Source organism: Cupriavidus alkaliphilus (assembly GCF_900094595.1).
Taxonomy (GTDB): Bacteria; Pseudomonadota; Gammaproteobacteria; order Burkholderiales; family Burkholderiaceae; genus Cupriavidus; species Cupriavidus alkaliphilus.
On sequence record NZ_FMAD01000013.1, the window covers coordinates 62,100 to 80,922 of the forward strand.

The following is an 18,823-nucleotide window of genomic DNA, read 5'->3' on the forward strand; positions in this document are numbered from 1 at the left end:
GGAATGCCTATTTGCCGCGCTGGTACTTGTCGACCGCGCGGTTGTGTTCGGGTAGCGAGTTGGAGAAATGGCTGCTGCCGTCGCCGCGGGCGACGAAGTACAGCGCGTCGGACGGCGCCGGCGTGGTCGCCGCCGCCAGCGAGGCCAGCCCCGGCAACGCGATCGGGGTGGGCGGCAGGCCGGTGCGGGTGTAGGTATTGTACGGGGTGTCAGCCTGCAGGTCGCGCTTGCGCAGGTCGCCGTCGAAGGCCTGGCCCAGGCCGTAGATCACGGTCGGGTCGGTCTGCAGCAGCATGTTCTTCCTGAGACGGTTGATGAACACCGCGGCGATCATCGGGCGCTCGGCGGCCTGGCCGGTTTCCTTCTCGACGATCGACGCCATCACCAGCGCCTCGTACGGGGTCTTGTACGGCAGGTCGGGCGAGCGCGCGTTCCAGGCCTCGTTCAGGCGGCGCTGCATGGCACGGTAGGCGTGCTTGTACAGCTCCAGGTCGCTGCTGCCACGCGCGAACAGGTAGGTGTCGGGAAAGAACAGCCCCTCGGGCGAAGCCTCGGGCGCGCCGATGGCTTTCATCAGTTCGGCGTCGGACATGCCGCGGGTGTCGTGGCGCAGCGCCGGGCTGGCATCGACCGCGGCGCGCATCTTGCGGAACTCCCAGCCCTCGATCACCGTGACCACGTAGTGCGTGACTTCGCCACGCGCGAGCTTGCCGATGATCGACAGCGGCGTGGCGCCGGTTTCAAACGTATAGCCGCCGGCCTTGAGGGCGGCGCCGTGGCCGGTCAGGCGCGCCAGCAGCACGAACAGCCGCGGGTCCATGCCCACGCCGCCGCGCTGGATCTGCCGGCCGACGCTGGCCACGCCGGAATTGGGCTTGATCACCACTTCCACCGGCGACTTGCTCAGCGACACCGGGTGATTGGCCCACCACGCAAAGCCGCCCACGGCCGCCAGCGCGAATACCAGCACGGCAAGCCCAAGGGTGAGGAGTAAACGTTTCATGTATCAGGTATAGGAACCGGCCGCCCGCACCGCGGTCGGACTTGCATGCCGCCGCGGACCACCGGCGCCGGCCGAAAATCTCGTAGCCCCATATAATAACCGGCAGCCTGCCACCGACCGTGAGCCGTGGCGCCGGCGCCTCCCGCGCGTCCGGCACCGCGCACCCTCGGTGGCCCGTTTCCTTCCCTCCCCGATTTGCCTCGACGACTGCCTCGCAATGCCAGCACTGAATCCCCAAGCCCAGGAACTCGCCGCAAACCTTGACGCGCTGCAGGCCGGCGGCGTGGTCTGCGCCCCGGCCGGGCTCGGCCTCGTTCGCGTGGCGGGCGACGATGCCGCCAGCTTCCTGCACACCCAGCTGACCAACGCGGTCGACGACCTGGCGCCGGGCACGGCGCGCCTGGCCGGCTACTGCTCGCCCAAGGGCCGGCTGCTGGCCACCTTGCTGATGTGGCGCGACGCCGACGGCATCGTGCTGCAGCTGTCGGCCGAGATCCAGGCCGCGGTGCAGAAGCGGCTGTCGATGTTCGTGCTGCGCGCCAAGGCCAGGCTGTCCGATATCACCCCGACCCACGCCATCCTCGGCGTGGCCGGCGCCGGCGCCGCCGGGGCGCTGGCCGCGGCCGGGCTGCCCGCGCCGGAAGCCGCCTTTGCCGTGGCCACGGCCGACGGCGCCACCGTGATCCGCCTGCCGGACAGCGCCGGCCAGCCGCGCTGGCAACTGGTGCTGCCGGCCGAGCGCGCCGACGCGGTGCGCGCGGCGCTGTCCGCCACGCTGACCGGCGCCGCGCCGGCGCTGTGGGACTGGCTCGAAGTGCAATCCGGGCTGCCCCGCATCGTCGCCGCCACGCAGGAGCAGTTCGTGCCGCAGATGATCAATTTCGAGCTGATCGGCGGCGTCAATTTCCGCAAGGGCTGCTATCCGGGCCAGGAAGTGGTGGCGCGCAGCCAGTACCGCGGCACGCTCAAGCGCCGCATGTGGCTGGTGCAGGGCGAAGGCGAGGTGCCGGCGCCCGCCGCCGAGATCTATCGTCCGGAAGACCCGGGCCAGCCCTGCGGCATGATCGTCAACGCCGCGCCCGCGCCAGATGGCGGCTGGGCCGGGCTGGCCGAGCTGAAGATCGATGCCGCCGGCAGCGCGCTGCGGCTGGGCAGCGCCGAGGGCGCGGCGGTGGCCACCGCCAGCCTGCCCTACGCGGTGCCGCTGGGGGAAGCCGCCCAGGCCGCCGGCTGATTGCCACAGGACCCGCCATGAGCGATCACCTTTACGTCTATTTCCGTGTGCCGGAAGCCGTCGCCGCCGAGGCGCTGCCCCACTGGCACCGCTGGATGGAAACGGTGGCCGAAGCCACCGGAATTGGTGGTACGCTGATGCGCAGGCCGGAAACCCGCGCCGGCGTGCAGACCTGGATGGAGTGCTACGCCGACGTGCCGCCCGCGTTCGATGCCACGCTGGAAGGGCTGTGGCGCCAGAGCGGGCTGGACCAGTGGGTGGAAGGCGAGCGGCGTGCCGAGCACTTTATCGACCTGGACGTGCTGTAGGCGCACTACAGACGTCGTGTGGGCGCCGTCGGACTGAAGTACGCGGGAACCGCTGGCGCGGTCCCCCGGCAAAGGAAGCGAATCGATGTGTCTGATCCTGGTTGCCTGGCAATCGCACCCGGACTATGCCCTGGTCGTGGCCGGCAACCGCGATGAATTCTATGCCCGCCCCGCGGCGGCCGCGCACTGGTGGCAGGATGCGCCCCAGGTGCTGGCCGGCCGCGACCTCGCCGAGGTCATCGGCGAGCCCGGCACCTGGATGGGGGTCAACGCCGACGGCCGCTTCGCCGCGCTGACCAACTACCGCGCCCCGTCCGAAAAACGCACCGACGCGCGCTCGCGCGGCGAGCTGGTGGCGGGATTCCTGCGCGGCCACGCGGCGCCGTTCGACTACCTCGACGGCCTCGCCGGCGAAGACCGCGGCTACAACGGCTTCAACCTGCTGGCGAGCGACCTGCGCGAACTATGGTGGTACAGCAACCGCTCGGCCTCGCGCCAGCCGCAACGGCTGCGTCCGGGCCTGTACGGGCTGTCCAACGCGCTGCTCGATACGCCCTGGCCCAAGGTGCGCAGCCGCGTCGGCGCGCTGGCCGAAGTGCTGGCCGCAGACAGCGGCCAGGCCACCGCCAGCGCCGAACCCTACCTGCAGATGCTCGCCGACGAACGCCAGGCCGCGGATTTCGAGCTGCCCGCCACCGGCGTGGCGCCGGAGTGGGAAAAGCTGCTGTCGTCCGCCTTTATCCGCTCGCCGATGTATGGCACGCGCGCCAGCACGGTCCTGCGCATCCGCCACGACGGACGCTTCGACCTGAACGAGCGCAGCTTCGACGCCGACGGGCGCGTCGGCGACGTGGCCTTCCACGGCACGCTGAACCTGTCGCGCGACACCGGCATCGTGCAGGCGCCGCGCTGACGCGCGCGGTGCAACGGGCACCTCAGCCGGGCAGGCGCTTGCGCATCTCCACGTGCGGGATGCCGGCCTCTTCGAATTCCGCCCCCACCTGCTCGAAGCCCACGCGCGCATAGAACGGCGCCGCGTGGGTCTGCGCATTGAGCACCAGCTCCGGATAACCCAGCTGTTCCGCCTTGCGCATCAGCGCCTCCAGCACCAGCGCACCGACGCCGCTGCCGCGCGCCGGCTTCAGCACGGCCATGCGGCCGATATGGCCATCGGGCAGCAGCCGGCCGGTGGCCAGCGGCGTGCCGTCGTCGGCCAGCGCCAGCGCGTGCCAGCTGGGCTCGTCCCACTCGTCCCATTCCAGTTCCACCGGCACGCCCTGCTCTTCGACAAAGACGGTGTAGCGGATGGCGCGCGCGCGGTCGCGGGCTTCGGACCAGGGACAGATCAGGACTGTAGCGGGCATGGCGGTGAAAGCGGGCAAGGGGAAAGGCGGGCGCCAATGATACGCCAGGACCGTACCCGTCGCAGTCGCACCAATGTGGAGCACTGTCCGCACAGATCCCTGCCGCTCTGCACCATGTCAGGGTTTACCTGGGGTCGGCAGCCGTATAGCAAATTTGTATGATGACCTGATTACCGAATGACCGGGAAAGCTGCCGTGTTCCAGAAAGTCCCTGCCCGCGCCCTCACCGACAACGTTGCCGAACAGCTGCTGGACAAGATCCAGAGCGGCGCCTTTGCCCGCGGCGACAAGCTGCCCACCGAGGCGGTGCTGTCCGAGGAGTTCGGCGTCAGCCGCACCGTGGTGCGCGAGGCCATCTCCCGGCTGAAATACGAAGGCGTGGTCGAGTCGCGCCAGGGCAGCGGCGTGTTCGTGACGTTGCAGGCCGGCATCCGGCCGCTGCGCATCGACTACACCGACACCGGCACGCTGGAATCTGTGCTGCAGATCGTCGAGCTGCGCCGCGCGATCGAGGCCGAGGTGGCCGCGCAGGCGGCCCGGCGCCGCACCGATGCCTCGATGGCGGCGATCGACGCCGCGCTGGCCCGCCTCGACGAGGTGGTGGCGCAGGGCGGCGATGGCGTCGCCGAGGACGTGGGCTTCCACCGCGCCATCGCCGAAGCGACCGGCAACCCCTATTTCCTCAAGACGCTCGAATTCCTGAGCCAGTACCTGGAAGCCGCCACGCGCGTGACCCGCACCAACGAGGCGCGGCGCGCGGACTTTTCGCGCCAGGTGCGCGAGGAACACCAGGCCATCGTCGCCGCGATCCGCGCCGGCGACCCGCTGGCCGCGCGCAATGCCGCGCAGAACCACATGTACAACGCCGCGCACCGGCTGGCCCAGCTGGGCGCCGACGAGAGCGGCGCCGCGCACGGCGCGACCAACTGACGCGCCACAGCAAGCATCGAATCATCCGTATCTGTTTCAGGGAGTCCCTATGTCCAGGAATATCGGCGTCATCGGCCTTGGTGCCATGGGCTTTGGTGTCGCGCAGTCGCTGCTGCGGGCCGGTTTCAACGTGCACGCCTGCGATCTGCGCCCGCAAGTGCTGCAGCGCTTTGCCGATGCCGGCGGCGTGCCCTGCGCCTCGCCCGCCGAGCTGGGCAGCCGCTGCGACGTGGTGCTGACGCTGGTGGTCAACGCGCAGCAGACCGAGGCGGTGCTGTTCGGCGCCGACGGTGCCGCGGCGGCGATGCAGCCGGGCAAGCTGGTGATCGCCAGCGCCACGGTGCCGCCGGGCTTTGCCGAGACCCTGGGACAGCGCCTCGCCGAAAAAGGCCTGCTGATGCTCGACGCGCCGGTCTCGGGCGGCGCCGCGCGCGCCGCCAGCGGCGAGATGACCATGATGACCTCCGGCCCCGCCGAGGCGTATACGCTGGCCGAGGACGTGCTGGCTGCCATCGCCGGCAAGGTGTACCGCCTGGGGGCTGCGCACGGCGCCGGCTCCAAGGTCAAGATCATCAACCAGCTGCTGGCCGGCGTGCATATCGCCGCGGCCGCCGAAGCGATGGCGCTGGGCCTGCGCGAAGGCGTGGATCCGGATGCGCTCTATGACGTGATCACCCACAGCGCGGGCAACTCGTGGATGTTCGAGAATCGCGTGCCGCATATCCTGAAGGGCGACTACACGCCGCTGTCCGCGGTCGACATCTTCGTCAAGGACCTGGGCATGGTGCTCGACACCGCGCGCACCAGCAAATTCCCGCTGCCGCTGTCCGCGGCCGCGCACCAGATGTTCATGATGGCTTCGACCGCCGGCCACGGCGGCGAGGACGATTCGGCGGTGATCAAGATCTTCCCGGGCATCGAGCTGCCGGGCCAGCTGAATAAGGAGGCGCAACCATGACCGCCCTCCTTGGCTGCATCGCCGACGACTTTACCGGCGCCACCGACCTCGCCAACACGCTGGTGCGCAATGGCATGCGTACCGTGCAGACCATCGGCGTGCCCGGATCCATGGCCGATATCGGCAGCGCCGACGCCGTGGTGGTCGCGCTCAAGTCGCGCACCGTGCCCGCGGCCCAGGCCGTGGCCGAGTCGCTGGCCGCGCTGCAGTGGCTGCGCGCGCAGGGCTGCCGCCAGTTCGTCTTCAAGTACTGCTCCACCTTCGATTCGACCGACGCCGGCAATATCGGCCCGGTGGCCGAGGCCTTGCTGGCGGCGCTGGACAGCGACTTCACCATCGCCTGCCCGGCCTTCCCCGAGAACGGCCGCACCATTTTCCGCGGCCACCTGTTCGTCGGCGATGCGCTGCTGAACGAATCGGGCATGGAGCACCATCCGCTCACGCCGATGACCGATGCCAACCTGGTGCGCGTGCTGCAGCGCCAGAGCAAGCACAAGGTGGGGCTGCTGCGCTACGACGCGGTCGCGCGCGGGGCGCAGGCCACCGCCGAGCGCATCGCCGCGCTGCGCGGCGACGGCGTGCGCATGGCAATTGCCGATGCGGTCTCCGACGCGGACCTGCTCACGCTGGGTGAGGCGTGCGCCGGCCTGCCGCTGATCACCGGCGGCTCCGGCATCGCGCTGGGCCTGCCCGGAAACTTCCGCCGCGCCGGCCTGTTGCCGCAGCGCGCCGACGCCGACGCGGTGCCGGCCATCGACGGCCCCGGCGTGGTGCTGGCCGGCAGCGCCTCGCGCGCGACCAACGGCCAGGTGGCACGCTGGCTGGAGCAAGGCCGCCCGGCGCTGCGCATCGACCCGCTCGCGCTGGCGCGCGGCGAGGCCGTGGCCGACGCCGCGCTCGCCTTTGCCGCCGCGCATGACCAGCCCGTGCTGGTCTATGCAACGTCGAGCCCGGACCAGGTCAAGGCGGTGCAGGCCGAGCTGGGCGTGGCGCGCGCCGGCCACCTGGTCGAGCAATGCCTGGCCGCGGTCGCCGCCGGGCTGAAGGCCCGCGGCACGCGGCGCTTCGTGGTGGCCGGCGGCGAGACCTCGGGCGCGGTGGTGCAGGCACTGGGCGTGACCGCGCTGCGCATCGGCGCGCAGATCGCGCCGGGGGTGCCGGCAACCGTCACGCTGGATGCCACGCCGCTGGCGCTGGCGCTCAAGTCCGGCAACTTCGGCGGGCCGGACTTTTTCGACCAAGCGCTGCGCCAGCTGGGAGGCCAGTGATGAGCACCGAAAGCAAGCTGCGCGAAGAGATCTGCCGCATCGGCGCCAGCCTCTACCAGCGCGGCTATACCGTCGGCTCGGCCGGCAACATCAGCGCACGGCTGGACGATGGCTGGCTGATCACGCCGACCGATGCCTGCCTGGGCATGATGGATCCGGCCGCGGTCGCCAAGGTCGCCGTCGACGGCCGCTGGGTCTCGGGCGACAAGCCGTCGAAGACGCTGACGCTGCATCGCGCCATCTATGACAACAACCCCGGGGCGAACGCCGTGGTGCATACGCACTCGACGCACCTCGTGGCCCTGACGCTGGCCGGTGTCTGGCAAGCGGACGACGTACTGCCGCCGCTCACGCCCTACTACGTGATGAAGGTCGGCCATATCCCGCTGATTCCCTATCACCGGCCCGGCGATCCCGCGGTGGCCGCGCGCGTGGCCACGCTGGCCGCGCAGGTGCGTGGCGTGCTGCTGGAGCGCCTGGGGCCGGTGGTGTGGGAGTCCAGCGTCTCGCGCGCCGCGTTCGCGCTGGAAGAACTGGAGGAGACCGCCAAGCTATGGATGACCATGAAAGACGTACCCGGCTTTGCCGCCCGCGCGGCGCTGCCCGACAACGCCCTGGCTGAGCTGCGCGACGCCTTCCAGGCGCGCTGGTAGCACCAGCCCCGCCGCTTCCCTGACCACCCCGGCCTGATCCCGGCGCGGCGGCCCCGGCCACCGCGCGGGGGACGCGCACGCCTGCAATCCGCGCGTGGCCGCAACCACAAGACCAGACCCACCACCATACCGGAGACCACCGATGCCATCCAACCAACCGGCGGCCAGCGTGCCCGCCTTCGACAGCCTGGGCGGCAACGCCCGGCTCGACGCCGACACCCAGATCGAGAAACGCGCCTACAGCAAGGTGTTCTGGCGCATCATGCCGTTCCTGATGCTGTGCTACGTGGTCGCCTACCTCGACCGCGTCAACGTCGGCTTCGCCAAGCTGCAGATGGGCCAGGACCTGGCCTTCTCCGAAACCGTGTTCGGCCTGGGCGCGGGCCTGTTCTTCATCGGCTATTTCCTGTTCGAGCTGCCCAGCAACCTGTTGATGCACAAGATCGGCGCGCGCATCTGGATCGCGCGCATCATGATCACGTGGGGCATCATCTCGGCGCTGTTCATGTTCGTGCAGACGCCGACGCAGTTCTACGTGATGCGCTTCCTGCTGGGCCTGGCCGAAGCCGGCTTCTATCCCGGCGTGATCCTGTACCTGACCTACTGGTTCCCGGCCAACCGCCGCGCCAAGATGATCGCGCTGTTCATGTCCGGCATCCCCATCGCCGGCATGTTCGGCAACCCGCTGTCGGGCTGGATCATGGACGCGTTCAACGGCACCCACGGCATGCGTGGCTGGCAGTGGATGTTCCTGCTCGAGGCGCTGCCCGCGTTCGTGATCGGCTTGCTGACGATCTTCGTGCTGCGCGACGGCATCGACAAGGCCCCGTGGCTGGACGCCGACGAAAAGCGCGTGCTCAAGCGCAATATCGAGGAAGACCAGCGCAATGCCGGCGCCGCCGCCGGCAAGGGGCATGGCCACTCGCTCGGCGCGGTGTTCGCCGACCGCCGCGTGTGGTGGATGTGCCTGATCTACTTCTGCTTCGTCACCGGCCAGTACGCGCTGACCTTCTGGATGCCCACGCTGGTGAAGTCCAGCGGCGTGACCGGCAACCTCAACATCGGCCTGCTGTCGGCGATCCCGTTTATCTGCGCGGTGGTGGTGATGAACATCCTGGGCCACAGTGCCGACGCGCGCCGCGAGCGCCGCTGGCACCTGATCGTGCCGGCGCTGATGGGTGCCGCGGGCTTTGCCATCGCCGCCTCCTTCACCAACAATACGACCGTGGCGATTGCCGCGCTGTCGCTGGCCGCCGCGGGCGTGCTGACCTGCGCGCCGCTGTTCTGGTCGCTGCCGACGTCGTTCCTGTCGGGCATCGCCGCGGCCTCGGGCATTGCGGTGGTCAACTCGGTGGGCAACCTGGCCGGCTTCGTGTCGCCGTACATGGTGGGCGCGCTCAAGGACCTGACCCAGAGCACCCAGCTGCCGATGTACGTGCTGTCGGCCATCCTGGTGGTCGGCGCGGTGCTGGTGTGGCTGACGCCCGCTAAACTGGTCAATCGCTGAACCCGCTTTCGCTTCCGGAGTTTCCCATGCCGCGCTTTGCCGCCAACCTGTCGATGATGTACCAAGAGCACGCCTTCCTGGACCGCTTTGCCGCTGCCGCGGCCGACGGCTTCCAGGCGGTCGAGTACCTGTTCCCGTACGAGCACCCCGCCGCCGAGCTGTGCGCGCGCCTCGACGCGAACGGCCTCGCGCAGGCGCTGTTCAATGCCCCGCCGGGCGACTGGGCGGCGGGCGAGCGCGGCCTGGCGGCGCTGCCGGGACGCGAGGCGGAATTCCGCGGCAGCATCGGCCGCGCGCTCGAATACGCCGGTGTGATCGGCAACGACCGCATCCATGTGATGGCGGGCCTGGTCCCCGCAGATGCCGACCCCGCGCGCTGCCGCGCCGCCTACCTGGAGAACCTGGCCTTCGCCGCCAATGCGGCGGCCGCCCAGGGCGTGACCGTGCTGATCGAGCCGATCAACACGCGCGACATGCCGGGCTATTTCCTCAACCGCCAGGACGACGGCCAGGCGATCTGCAAGGAGGTCGGCGCGGCCAACCTCAAGGTGCAGTTCGACTGCTACCACTGCCAGATCGTCGAGGGCGATGTCGCGATGAAGCTCAGGCGCGACTTTGCCGGCATCGGCCATATCCAGATCGCCGGCGTGCCCGAGCGCCATGAGCCGGACCTGGGCGAGCTGCACTACCCCTACCTGTTCGACGTCATCGACGCGCTCGGCTATGCCGGCTGGATCGGCTGCGAATACCGCCCGCGCGCCGGCACGTCGGAAGGCCTGGGCTGGCTCAAGCCCTACCTCGGCCGCTGATGCAAAACCACTGAAGATCTCTTGCCATGAACGTACTGATTACCGGCGGCGCCGGATTCCTCGGCCTGCAGCTGGCCCGCCTGCTGCTGCAACGCGGCACCCTGAACCTGGACGGCAAGGCCGTTGCCTTCGAGCGCCTGACGCTGCTCGACGTGGTCGCGCCGCAAGGCCTCGACGATGCGCGCGTGCGCGTGGTCACCGGCGACCTGTCCGATGCGGCGGTGCTGCGCCAGGCCATCGACCGGGACACCGGCGCGGTGTTCCACCTCGCTGCCGTGGTCAGCGGCCAGGCCGAGGCCGATTTCGACCTGGGCATGCGCGTCAACCTGGATGCCTCGCGCGCGCTGCTCGAAACCTGCCGTGAACTTGGCCACAAGCCGCGCGTGCTGTTCACCAGCTCGGTCGCGGTCTATGGCGGCGAGCTGCCGCCGGTGGTGCAGGACGACACCGCGCTCAATCCGCAATCGTCGTACGGCGTGCAGAAGGCCATCGGCGAACTGCTGCTGTCTGACTACAGCCGCCGCGGCTTCGTCGACGGCCGCGTGCTGCGCCTGCCCACCATCAGCGTGCGCCCCGGCAAGCCCAATGCGGCGGCCTCGTCGTTCGCCAGCGGCATCATCCGCGAGCCGCTGTCGGGTGTCGCCGCCAACTGCCCGGTGGCACCCGACACCAAGCTGTGGCTGCTGTCGCCGCGCGCCGCGGTGGCGGCGCTGGTCAACGGCATCGAACTGGCGGGCGAGCGCCTGGGCAACCGCCGCGCGGTCAACCTGCCGGGGCTGTCGGTCACGGCGGCGGGCATGGTCGACGCGCTGCGCCGCGTCGCGGGCGACGCGGTGGCGGACCTGGTGACGTGGGAACGCGAGGAACGCGTCGAGAAGATCGTCGGCACGTGGCCGGCGGCGTGGAATGCGGAGCGCGCGCTGGCGCTGGGGTTCCAGAGCGATGCCAGCTTTGATGCGGTGATCCGGGCTTATATGGAGGATGCGGGGGTGGGGAAGTAAGGCCACTATCCCTTCGCATTGGCGACCGCCTCTTCATTTTCTGAGCGCCGGTCCCCTCTCCCGCTTGCGGGAGAGGGGAGCAAACAAGTGGGATTTTCAAGCTCAGGGGCTCGCCATCACCCCGCCGGCTTCACCACCTCATACCCCTCGATCACCTCCCGCACTACCCCCGGAATCGCCGCCGACTTCTGCGTCGCCGGATCCGCGCACACATAGACGATTTCACCGGTGATCAGGTGCTCGTCGCCCCGATACATCTCCACCCGGAACAGCATGCTCGACCGCCCCAGCCGCGCCATGCGGCCGCGGATGTCGAGCTGGTCGTCGAAGCGCGCCGACGCGTGGTACTCAAGCGTCGACTTGACCACGAAGATATCCACGCCGTGCGCGTGCAGCACGTCTTCCGGATAGCGGATGCCCAGCGCGCGCCAGTACTCGGTCACGCAGATATCGCAATACGTCAGGTAGTGCGCATTGAAGACGATCGATTGCGGGTCGACTTCGGACCAGCGCACGCGCAGCGGGATGGTATGGCGGAACTCCTCTTTGGCCATTGACGTGGTCTCCTTGTTGATTGTTCCGGAACGCTGTAAAGACATCAGGCCGCCGTACCCGCCGGCGCGGGGCCGGCAGGCGCGGCGGCCTGGATGCATGCGAGGCGGTGGCGGGCCGCAGGCTTACTGCGGCTTGGCCAGCCCGAGCTTCTCGATGATCGCCTTTTCCTTCTTGACGGTGTCGGCCGCGAACTGCGCGTACTGCTGGGTGTTCATGTAGAACGGCTCCATGTCGAACTTGGCCAGCGACTCGCGGTAGTTGGGCATTTCCATGGCCTTCTTGAAGGCGTCATGCAGCTTCTGCACGATCTTCGGGTCGGTGCCCTTGGGCGCGACCAGGCCGAACGGCGAGGTCTGCACGATGCCCATGCCCAGTTCCTTCAGCGTCGGCACGTTGGGGAAGCGCGCCGAGCGCTTCTCGCCCCAGGTCGACAGCAGGCGCAGCTTGCCCTGTTCCACGTACGGCGCCCAGGCCGGCGTATCGGCGACCGACATCACGTGGCCGCCGAGCAGCGCCTGCATCGATTCCGAATTGCCCTTGTACGGGATATGCGAAAACTGCACGCCCTGCTTCATGGCCAGTTCTTCCATGGTCAGGTGCAGCGTGGTCATCGAACCCGGCGAGCCATAGGTCAGCTTGCCCGGGTTGGCCTTGGCGTAGGCAACGTACTCCTGCATGGTCTTGATCGGCGAATCCGCCGGCACCACCAGGCCGAACGAATAGCCGGCAAGGTTGATGATGTAGCTCAGGTCCTTGACCGGGTCCCAGTTGATCTTGGTGGTGTACGGCAGGCGGTAGACCGGCATGGCCACCTGCGCCAGCGTGTAGCCGTCGGGCGCGGTGCTCTGCATCAGCTGCGCCGGCAGCACGCCGCCGGCACCCGGCTTGTTCTCGACGATCACCGGCTGGCCCAGGATCTTCGAGGCGTTGTCGGCCAGCACGCGAAACGGGATATCCGTGGAGCCGCCGGCGGTGTAGCCGATCACCAGCCGGATCGGGCGCTGCGGGAATTTGTCGGCCTGGGCCTGGGCGGGCATGGCGGCAAGACCGAGGGCCGCGGTGGCGGCGGCGATGCCCGCGCGGGCGAGGAAGTGGCGGCGTTGCATTTGACGATGTCTCCTAGTGCTGCAAATCACTGCTTGAAAAATGCGTGGGCCGGCGCGACCGCAAGGCGGCGCCTAGTCCTGCAAGGTGCCGAACGCGGTGCGCAGCGCGGCGACGGCATCGGCATGCGCCTGCGCCACCGCGGGCACGAACCGGCCCAGCTTGAAGAAGTCATGGATCATGCCGGGGTAATCGGCCAGCGTGGCGGCAACCCCGGCGGCGCGCAGCTTTTCGGCGTAGGCCACGCCCTCGTCATGCAGCGGGTCGTAGCCGGCCACCGCGATCCAGGCCGGGCACACCCCGCCCACCTCGGCACCGCTGCCGCCGCCGTCGAGCGGAGCAAAGCGCCAGTCGTCGCGGCTGGCCTCCTGGTCCAGGTACTGCGCGAAGAACCAGCGGATCATGTCCGCCGTCAGCAGGTAGCCGTCCGCCAGCGCGCGGTGCGACGGCGTATCCTGGCGCGCGCAGGTGCCCGGATAGACCAGCAGCTGCAGCACCGGCGCGAGGCCGGCATCGCGCGCCTCGACCGCGCAGGCCGCGGCCAGCGTGCCGCCGGCGCTATCGCCGCCCAGGCCGATGCGCGCCGGGTCGGCGCCGAGCTTGTCGGCTTCGGCGAAGACCCAGTGCAGCACATCGAAGGCGTCGTTGACCGCGGTCGGGAAGCGCCACTCGGGCCCCAGCCGGTAATCCACCGACAGCACCATGCAATCGGCCTGGCCGCACAGCAGGCGGCACAGCGGATCGTGCGAATCGACGCTGCCGACCGTGAAGCCGCCGCCATGGAAGTACACCAGCAGCGGCAGCGGCTCGATCCAGCTGGCCTCGCGCGGCACATACAGCCGCACCGGGATGGCGTGGCCGTCGCGGGCCGGCACCAGCAGGTCTTCCGCGCTATGCACCGGCGGCGGGTTGATGTCGAGGATCGGCGCGCTTTTCTCGTAGGCGATCTTGGCGTCTTCCGGCGCCATGGCGTGGATCGGCGGTCGCTTGGCGCGCGCGATCAAGGCCAGCAACGCGGCCATCTGCGGGTCCAGCGGACGGTCCGGCAGGCCTGGCGTGGCGGATAGGGAAGACGGTACGGCAGACATAGGGCGTGATGCGGCGCAAACCCCCGTGCAGGCCGCGCGCGCAGCGCTGGCGCGGCGTCGGCATCGGGAGAAGTTCGAATAGTGAACGATCGTTCGATTTTAGTATGATGCCAGATGTTTCCGACCCGGGGCAGTCCGAGATAACCCCGAAAAGTCCTACTCAGCGTGCCACGCGGCAAGTTTTTGCGCGATGATCGGCTGGCAGCACGCCGAGGGCGAGCGGAAACGATTGCGGCAGGTCCATTGAACCCCAGGACAGCGCACGGCGCCAGGCCCGTGACAACAAGGAATTCCAACGATTTCGCGGCAGATCCCAGCAGGAGACAAGCAAACATGGCGTTCATCTACTATCTGACCCACATTCACCTGGACTTCGGCGCGGTCAACGTGCTGAAGTCGGAATGCGAGCGCATCGGCATCCGCCGGCCGCTGCTGGTGACCGACCAGGGCGTGGTCGCGGCCGGCGTGGCGCAGCGCGCCATCGACGCGATGCAGGGCTTGCCGGTGGCGGTGTTCGACGAGACCCCGTCGAACCCGACCGAGGCCATGGTGCGCAAGGCCGCCGCGCAGTACCGCGAACAAGGCTGCGACGGACTGGTGGCGGTGGGCGGCGGGTCGTCGATCGACCTGGCCAAGGGCATCGCCATCCTGGCCACGCACGAGGGCGAGCTGACCACCTATGCCACCATCGAAGGCGGCAGCGGCAAGATCACCGACCAGGCCGCGCCGCTGATCGCGGTGCCCACCACCTCCGGCACCGGCAGCGAGGTTGCGCGCGGCGCCATCATCATCCTGGACGACGGCCGCAAGCTGGGCTTCCATTCCTGGCACCTGCTACCCAAGTCCGCGGTGTGCGACCCCGAGCTGACGCTGGGCCTGCCCGCAGGCCTGACCGCTGCCACCGGCATGGACGCCATCGCCCACTGCATCGAGACCTTCCTGGCGCCCGCCTTCAACCCGCCCGCGGACGGCATCGCGCTCGACGGCCTGGAGCGCGGCTGGACCCATATCGAGCGCGCCACCCGCGACGGCAACGACCGCGATGCGCGCCTGAACATGATGAGCGCGTCGATGCAGGGCGCGATGGCGTTCCAGAAGGGCCTGGGCTGCGTGCATTCGCTGTCGCACCCGCTGGGCGGGCTCAAGATCGACGGCCGCACCGGCCTGCACCACGGCACCCTCAACGCGGTGGTGATGCCGGCGGTGCTGCGCTTCAATGCCGACGCCCCCAGCGTGGTGCGCGATCACCGCTACGCGCGCCTGCGCCGCGCCATGCACCTGCCCGACGGCGCCGACCTGGCGCAGGCGGTGCACGACATGACCGCGCGCCTGGGCCTGCCCACCGGCCTGCGCCAGATGGGCGTCACCGAGGACATGTTCGACAAGGTGATCGCGGGCGCGCTGCTCGACCACTGCCACAAGACCAACCCGAAAGAAGCCAGCGCCGCGGATTATCGGCGTATGCTTGAGCAGTCCATGTAGCACACCGCGTAGCACCCAGCGGCTTCCCGCCGGTCGGACCGACCAAGCGGCTGTCCGGCGGCCCTCCCTCCACAGCGCAGGAGACACTATGAGCGGCGAGCACTTGCAGGTAGTCCATGGCGACATTACCCGGATGGAAGTCGATGCCATCGTCAATGCGGCCAACAGCGGCCTGCTCGGCGGCGGCGGCGTCGACGGGGCCATCCACGGGGCCGGCGGCCCCGCCATCATGGAGGCCTGCCGCGCGATCCGCGACGCGCAGGGCGGCTGCCCCACCGGCGAGGCGGTGCTCACCACCGGTGGCCGCCTGCCGGCGCCCTACGTGATCCACGCGGTCGGGCCGGTGTGGCAAGGCGGGAGCCAGGGCGAGGAAGAGCAGCTCGGCAATGCCTATCGCAACAGCATCCGGCTGGCGGCGCAGCATCACCTGCGCACGCTGGCCTTCCCCAACATCAGCACCGGCATCTATGGTTTCCCGCGCGAACGCGCGGCGGATATCGCCATCGCCGCTGTGCGCGAGGCGCTGGCCGGGGCGCCGGAGATCGAGCAGGTCACCTTCGTCTGCTTCGATGACGAGAACTACCGGCTTTACCGCGAGCGGCTGAGCTGAACCCCGGCATGCGGCGGCCTGTGCCGCCGCATGCGGGTTTTTGCGGTGCCAGCGGCGCCAGCGGTCAGGCCGGCAGCGCGCTGCGGATCAGCTGGTTGATCCGTTCCGGCTGCTCGTGGATCACCCAGTGCGTGCCCTCTGGGATGCGCTCCAGCCGCAGGTCGGGTACGAAATCGGCCAGGCCATCCGCCAGCGACTTCGGCAGCGCGCGGTCGCGCTCGCCCCACACCACCAGCGTCGGCACCCTGACCACGAATGCGGCCGGGTCCAGCCGTGAAATATCGGGCGGCGGCTCGCCCTCGCCCGGCGGATGCATCGGCGAGGCCCGGTAGAAATTGACGCCGCCGGTCAGCGGATGCACCCCGGCGTCCTTGCCTTCGCCCGGCTGCGACCACGCCGCGTGGTACCTGGCGCGGGTCTCGGCGGTGTACCAGGCCGCCGGCTTGCCGTCGTCGTCGGACAGCATCCGGTCCAGCAGCGCGAAGTCGTTGGCCGCCAGCGCCTGTTCCGAGCCCGGCTTGCGCAGCCAGTTCATGTAGGCCGACGCGGCCTGCTGCGCCGGATCGGTGGCCAGCGCGCGCGCGAACAGGTACGGGTGCGGCGAATTGACGATGATGAGCTGGCGCACCAGCTGCGGGAACTGGATCGCCAAATTCCAGCAGATCGCCCCGCCCCAGTCGTGCGCCACCACCACGGCCTGTTCATAGCCCAGCGCGCCGATCAGCTGCACCAGGTCTTCGACGATATGGCGCGGCCGGTAGGCATTCACGTCGGCGGGCTTGCTCGACAGGTTGAAGCCGCGCAGGTCGGGCGCCACGGCAAAATGCGTGCGCCCGAACTCGGCCAGCTGCGCCTCCCATTCGAACCAGAATTCCGGAAAGCCGTGCACGAACAGCATCAGCGGCTTGCCGCGCTCGCCCGCGCTGGCGTAGTGCAGCCGGGTCTCATTGGGCAGCGTGGCGTATTGCAGGTGGCGGATCACGGCGGCGGGGGCTGCCATGTTGTTCTCCATATGCGGTCCCTCCTCGTTGTGGCGTGGTGCTGGCCAGGGTTGGCGAACGCTGCTGGCGAACGTCAGCTCAGCCGCGCAACGCGGCAACCAGGCCCGCGCGGACCTCGGGCTTGTCGGCAAACGGATCGCCGGGGTTGCGCTGCCCGACGATATCCTCGAAGCGCTGGCGCACGGGGGCGAGCGCCTGGGGGTGGGAATAAATATAGAAGCTTTCGTCGCGGATGGCATCGAAGGTGATCTGCGCCACTTCCGCCGCGCTCACTTTGCCGGAACCGACGGCCTTGTCCGACAGCGCCTGCGACACCAGCTGCGAGCGCGTCGGCGGCGCCTGGTTGGCCAGGTCGGCGGGCCGGTTGCGCTGCGACTGGCTGATGCCGGTCGGCACGAAGTACGGGCACAGCACCGAGCAGCGCACCTGCTGCGTCACCAGCCCGAGGTCCTGGTACAGCGTTTCGGACAGCGCCACCACCGCGTGCTTGGACACGTTGTAGACGCCCATCGCCGGCGGATTCAGCAAGCCCGCCATCGAAGCGGTGTTGACGATATGCCCCTCGAACGCCGGGTCCTTCTCCGCGGCCGCCAGCATCAGCGGCGTGAAGATGCGCACGCCGTGCACCACGCCGTACAGGTTGACGCCCATCACCCATTCCCAGTCCCGCTCCGAGTTTTCCCAGATCAGGCCGCCCGCGCCGACGCCGGCATTGTTGAACAGCAGGTTGACCTGGCCGAAGGCCTCGATCGCGGCATCGGCCAGCGCCTGCACCTGCCCGGCTTGCGAGACGTCGGTGCGCAAGCCGATCACCGGCACGTTGCGCGCCTGGAATTCGGCGACGGTCGCGTCCAGCGCGTCTTCCTGCACGTCGGCCAGCACCAGCTTCATGCCGAGGTCCGCTGCGATGCGGGCAAATTCCTTGCCGAAGCCCGAGGCGCCACCGGTAATGACGGCCACCTTGTTGGAGAAATCCTTCATGTCGTCTGTCCTGTCGCGTGAGTCGAATGGGGGGCTGCCCGCGGCATGGCGGGCATGCTGGCTCAATCCAGCAGGTCGGGCTGTTCCTTGACGATGCGGGCGTAGAGCGGCTGGAACTGGAACCAGCCCGCCTGCGCGGTGCCGACGATCGAATACGCCTGGCGTGCGGCCGCGTCGGCAATCACCTTCAGCGGCGCCTGCGTGCGCGCGGCGGCAGCTTCGGCCAGCAGCTGCACCTGGCAGGAGCGCTCCATGGTGATGAACCACCACGCCGCTTCGTCGACGGTCTTGCCGACGGTGAGCAGGCCGTGGTTCTGCAGGATGGCCGCCTTGTTCTGCCCCAGCGCGTTGGCGATGCGCTGGCCCTCGTCGAGCTCCACCACCACGCCGCCAAAGTCGTCATAGACGGCATGGTCGTTGTAGAACGCGCACACATCCTGCGTCAGCGGGTCGAGCGGCCGGCCCAGCGTCGACCAGGCGCGGCCATGGGTGCTGTGCGAATGCGCGGCCGCGACCGCGTCGGGGCGGGTCTGGTGCACGCGCGAATGGATGGCGAAGGCCGCGGCATTGACCGGGTAGTCGCCCTCGACCACGTCGCCGTGGTGGTCGCAGCGGATCAGGTTGGAGACCCGGACCTGGCTGAAATGCACACCGAAGGGATTGACCCAGAAGGTGTCGGGAAACTCGGGGTCGCGCGCGGTGATATGGCCGGCCACGCCTTCGTCGAAACCGAATTTCGAGAACAGCCGGAAGGCAGCGGCCAGGCGCTGCTTGCGGTGCAGGCGCTCCTCGGCCACGGTGGCGAACTGCGGCGGCCGTGGCAGGTTGCGGTAGCGCGCCTTGACCTCTTCCGGCAGGCCGGCGCCGATCTCGTCGCCTCTACCTTGCTGAACTTGCTGGACTTGCGGAACCTGCGGGGCATCCATGGGTGTCTCCTCCTCTTGTCTTGCCTGCGTTGTCCTGCCCG

20 protein-coding genes are annotated in these 18,823 nt (G+C 69.2%); 12 read left to right on the forward strand and 8 right to left on the reverse strand.

Features of this window, described 5'->3' with window-relative positions:
- Positions 1 to 7: 7 nt before the first annotated feature.
- Complete coding sequence (gene mltG / locus GA0116996_RS23445) at positions 8 to 1,003, reverse strand: endolytic transglycosylase MltG (RefSeq protein ID WP_092316384.1); 996 nt, start codon at positions 1,001 to 1,003, stop codon at positions 8 to 10.
- Positions 1,004 to 1,220: 217 nt separating this feature from the next.
- On the opposite strand from mltG, the gene ygfZ reads away from it, so the two are divergent.
- From ygfZ to GA0116996_RS23460, 3 genes are all read left to right on the forward strand, one after another.
- The gene (gene ygfZ, locus GA0116996_RS23450; protein ID WP_092316386.1) at positions 1,221 to 2,237 is read left to right on the forward strand and encodes a CAF17-like 4Fe-4S cluster assembly/insertion protein YgfZ; all 1,017 of its coding nucleotides are present in this window, start codon (positions 1,221 to 1,223) and stop codon (positions 2,235 to 2,237) included.
- A 17-nt stretch (positions 2,238 to 2,254) separates the two neighbouring features.
- On the forward strand, positions 2,255 to 2,545 hold the full coding sequence (locus GA0116996_RS23455; RefSeq protein ID WP_012352764.1) for a DUF4936 family protein: 291 nt from the start codon (positions 2,255 to 2,257) through the stop codon (positions 2,543 to 2,545).
- 85 nt (positions 2,546 to 2,630) lie between these two features.
- Complete coding sequence (locus GA0116996_RS23460) at positions 2,631 to 3,458, forward strand: NRDE family protein (protein WP_092316388.1); 828 nt, start codon at positions 2,631 to 2,633, stop codon at positions 3,456 to 3,458.
- Between the two features lie 22 nt (positions 3,459 to 3,480).
- Here GA0116996_RS23460 and GA0116996_RS23465 read toward each other — a convergent pair whose 3' ends face one another.
- Positions 3,481 to 3,909 (reverse strand): GNAT family N-acetyltransferase, encoded by a 429-nt coding sequence (locus GA0116996_RS23465; RefSeq protein WP_092316390.1) that lies wholly within the window; start codon positions 3,907 to 3,909, stop codon positions 3,481 to 3,483.
- A 195-nt stretch (positions 3,910 to 4,104) separates the two neighbouring features.
- Between GA0116996_RS23465 and GA0116996_RS23470 the strand changes: the two genes are divergently transcribed.
- From GA0116996_RS23470 to denD, 7 genes are all read left to right on the forward strand, one after another.
- The gene (locus GA0116996_RS23470) at positions 4,105 to 4,839 is read left to right on the forward strand and encodes a FadR/GntR family transcriptional regulator (protein WP_092316547.1); all 735 of its coding nucleotides are present in this window, start codon (positions 4,105 to 4,107) and stop codon (positions 4,837 to 4,839) included.
- 49 nt (positions 4,840 to 4,888) lie between these two features.
- Positions 4,889 to 5,797, forward strand: coding sequence for an L-threonate dehydrogenase (gene ltnD, locus GA0116996_RS23475; protein WP_092316392.1), 909 nt, complete (start codon positions 4,889 to 4,891; stop codon positions 5,795 to 5,797).
- Entirely contained in the window at positions 5,794 to 7,065 is a 1,272-nt protein-coding gene (gene otnK / locus GA0116996_RS23480) for a 3-oxo-tetronate kinase (RefSeq protein WP_092316394.1), read from the forward strand. Before ltnD ends, otnK begins: the two co-directional genes overlap by 4 nt.
- Complete coding sequence (gene otnC / locus GA0116996_RS23485; RefSeq protein WP_092316396.1) at positions 7,065 to 7,718, forward strand: 3-oxo-tetronate 4-phosphate decarboxylase; 654 nt, start codon at positions 7,065 to 7,067, stop codon at positions 7,716 to 7,718. The genes otnK and otnC overlap by 1 nt, the downstream gene beginning before the upstream one ends.
- A gap of 142 nt (positions 7,719 to 7,860) precedes the next feature.
- The gene (locus GA0116996_RS23490) at positions 7,861 to 9,225 is read left to right on the forward strand and encodes an MFS transporter (protein ID WP_092316398.1); all 1,365 of its coding nucleotides are present in this window, start codon (positions 7,861 to 7,863) and stop codon (positions 9,223 to 9,225) included.
- A gap of 26 nt (positions 9,226 to 9,251) precedes the next feature.
- The gene (gene otnI / locus GA0116996_RS23495) at positions 9,252 to 10,034 is read left to right on the forward strand and encodes a 2-oxo-tetronate isomerase (RefSeq protein ID WP_092316400.1); all 783 of its coding nucleotides are present in this window, start codon (positions 9,252 to 9,254) and stop codon (positions 10,032 to 10,034) included.
- Between the two features lie 26 nt (positions 10,035 to 10,060).
- Complete coding sequence (denD, locus tag GA0116996_RS23500) at positions 10,061 to 11,035, forward strand: D-erythronate dehydrogenase (RefSeq protein WP_092316402.1); 975 nt, start codon at positions 10,061 to 10,063, stop codon at positions 11,033 to 11,035.
- A 116-nt stretch (positions 11,036 to 11,151) separates the two neighbouring features.
- On the opposite strand, the gene GA0116996_RS23505 is transcribed toward denD, so the two are convergent.
- From GA0116996_RS23505 to GA0116996_RS23515, 3 genes are all read right to left on the reverse strand, one after another.
- Entirely contained in the window at positions 11,152 to 11,589 is a 438-nt protein-coding gene (locus GA0116996_RS23505) for a YbgC/FadM family acyl-CoA thioesterase (RefSeq protein WP_092316404.1), read from the reverse strand.
- A 123-nt stretch (positions 11,590 to 11,712) separates the two neighbouring features.
- Complete coding sequence (locus GA0116996_RS23510) at positions 11,713 to 12,696, reverse strand: tripartite tricarboxylate transporter substrate binding protein (protein ID WP_092316406.1); 984 nt, start codon at positions 12,694 to 12,696, stop codon at positions 11,713 to 11,715.
- Between the two features lie 72 nt (positions 12,697 to 12,768).
- Positions 12,769 to 13,782: an alpha/beta hydrolase gene (locus tag GA0116996_RS23515; protein ID WP_092316408.1), complete on the reverse strand. Its 1,014-nt coding sequence runs from the start codon at positions 13,780 to 13,782 to the stop codon at positions 12,769 to 12,771.
- A gap of 333 nt (positions 13,783 to 14,115) precedes the next feature.
- Between GA0116996_RS23515 and GA0116996_RS23520 the strand changes: the two genes are divergently transcribed.
- A complete protein-coding gene (locus GA0116996_RS23520; RefSeq protein ID WP_092316410.1) occupies positions 14,116 to 15,264 on the forward strand; it encodes an iron-containing alcohol dehydrogenase in 1,149 nt (382 codons plus the stop codon).
- Between the two features lie 88 nt (positions 15,265 to 15,352).
- Positions 15,353 to 15,874 (forward strand): O-acetyl-ADP-ribose deacetylase, encoded by a 522-nt coding sequence (locus GA0116996_RS23525; RefSeq protein ID WP_092316412.1) that lies wholly within the window; start codon positions 15,353 to 15,355, stop codon positions 15,872 to 15,874.
- A 64-nt stretch (positions 15,875 to 15,938) separates the two neighbouring features.
- On the opposite strand, the gene GA0116996_RS23530 is transcribed toward GA0116996_RS23525, so the two are convergent.
- The 3 genes from GA0116996_RS23530 to GA0116996_RS23540 form a co-directional block, all read right to left on the reverse strand.
- Positions 15,939 to 16,886 carry an alpha/beta fold hydrolase gene (locus GA0116996_RS23530; RefSeq protein WP_092316414.1) on the reverse strand — a complete coding sequence of 316 codons (948 nt, stop codon included), beginning with the start codon at positions 16,884 to 16,886 and terminating at the stop codon, positions 15,939 to 15,941.
- Between the two features lie 67 nt (positions 16,887 to 16,953).
- Positions 16,954 to 17,856, reverse strand: coding sequence for an SDR family oxidoreductase (locus GA0116996_RS23535; protein ID WP_092316416.1), 903 nt, complete (start codon positions 17,854 to 17,856; stop codon positions 16,954 to 16,956).
- 62 nt (positions 17,857 to 17,918) lie between these two features.
- Positions 17,919 to 18,782, reverse strand: coding sequence for a class II aldolase/adducin family protein (locus GA0116996_RS23540; RefSeq protein ID WP_092316418.1), 864 nt, complete (start codon positions 18,780 to 18,782; stop codon positions 17,919 to 17,921).
- Positions 18,783 to 18,823: the final 41 nt, after the last annotated feature.

Excerpts from the sequence above, each read along its gene's own strand:
- denD (WP_092316402.1), top strand. The coding sequence starts at position 10,061 with ATGAACGTACTGATTACCGGCGGCGCCGGATTCCTCGGCCTGCAGCTG.
- GA0116996_RS23505 (WP_092316404.1), bottom strand. The coding sequence starts at position 11,589 with ATGGCCAAAGAGGAGTTCCGCCATACCATCCCGCTGCGCGTGCGCTGG.
- otnK (WP_092316394.1), top strand. The coding sequence starts at position 5,794 with ATGACCGCCCTCCTTGGCTGCATCGCCGACGACTTTACCGGCGCCACC.
- GA0116996_RS23520 (WP_092316410.1), top strand. The coding sequence starts at position 14,116 with ATGGCGTTCATCTACTATCTGACCCACATTCACCTGGACTTCGGCGCG.
- ltnD (WP_092316392.1), top strand. The coding sequence starts at position 4,889 with ATGTCCAGGAATATCGGCGTCATCGGCCTTGGTGCCATGGGCTTTGGT.
- GA0116996_RS23540 (WP_092316418.1), bottom strand. The coding sequence starts at position 18,782 with ATGGATGCCCCGCAGGTTCCGCAAGTCCAGCAAGTTCAGCAAGGTAGA.
- GA0116996_RS23490 (WP_092316398.1), top strand. The coding sequence starts at position 7,861 with ATGCCATCCAACCAACCGGCGGCCAGCGTGCCCGCCTTCGACAGCCTG.
- otnI (WP_092316400.1), top strand. The coding sequence starts at position 9,252 with ATGCCGCGCTTTGCCGCCAACCTGTCGATGATGTACCAAGAGCACGCC.
- GA0116996_RS23515 (WP_092316408.1), bottom strand. The coding sequence starts at position 13,782 with ATGTCTGCCGTACCGTCTTCCCTATCCGCCACGCCAGGCCTGCCGGAC.
- GA0116996_RS23530 (WP_092316414.1), bottom strand. The coding sequence starts at position 16,886 with ATGGAGAACAACATGGCAGCCCCCGCCGCCGTGATCCGCCACCTGCAA.
- GA0116996_RS23510 (WP_092316406.1), bottom strand. The coding sequence starts at position 12,696 with ATGCAACGCCGCCACTTCCTCGCCCGCGCGGGCATCGCCGCCGCCACC.
- GA0116996_RS23455 (WP_012352764.1), top strand. The coding sequence starts at position 2,255 with ATGAGCGATCACCTTTACGTCTATTTCCGTGTGCCGGAAGCCGTCGCC.
- ygfZ (WP_092316386.1), top strand. The coding sequence starts at position 1,221 with ATGCCAGCACTGAATCCCCAAGCCCAGGAACTCGCCGCAAACCTTGAC.
- otnC (WP_092316396.1), top strand. The coding sequence starts at position 7,065 with ATGAGCACCGAAAGCAAGCTGCGCGAAGAGATCTGCCGCATCGGCGCC.
- GA0116996_RS23460 (WP_092316388.1), top strand. The coding sequence starts at position 2,631 with ATGTGTCTGATCCTGGTTGCCTGGCAATCGCACCCGGACTATGCCCTG.
- GA0116996_RS23535 (WP_092316416.1), bottom strand. The coding sequence starts at position 17,856 with ATGAAGGATTTCTCCAACAAGGTGGCCGTCATTACCGGTGGCGCCTCG.
- GA0116996_RS23525 (WP_092316412.1), top strand. The coding sequence starts at position 15,353 with ATGAGCGGCGAGCACTTGCAGGTAGTCCATGGCGACATTACCCGGATG.
- GA0116996_RS23465 (WP_092316390.1), bottom strand. The coding sequence starts at position 3,909 with ATGCCCGCTACAGTCCTGATCTGTCCCTGGTCCGAAGCCCGCGACCGC.
- mltG (WP_092316384.1), bottom strand. The coding sequence starts at position 1,003 with ATGAAACGTTTACTCCTCACCCTTGGGCTTGCCGTGCTGGTATTCGCG.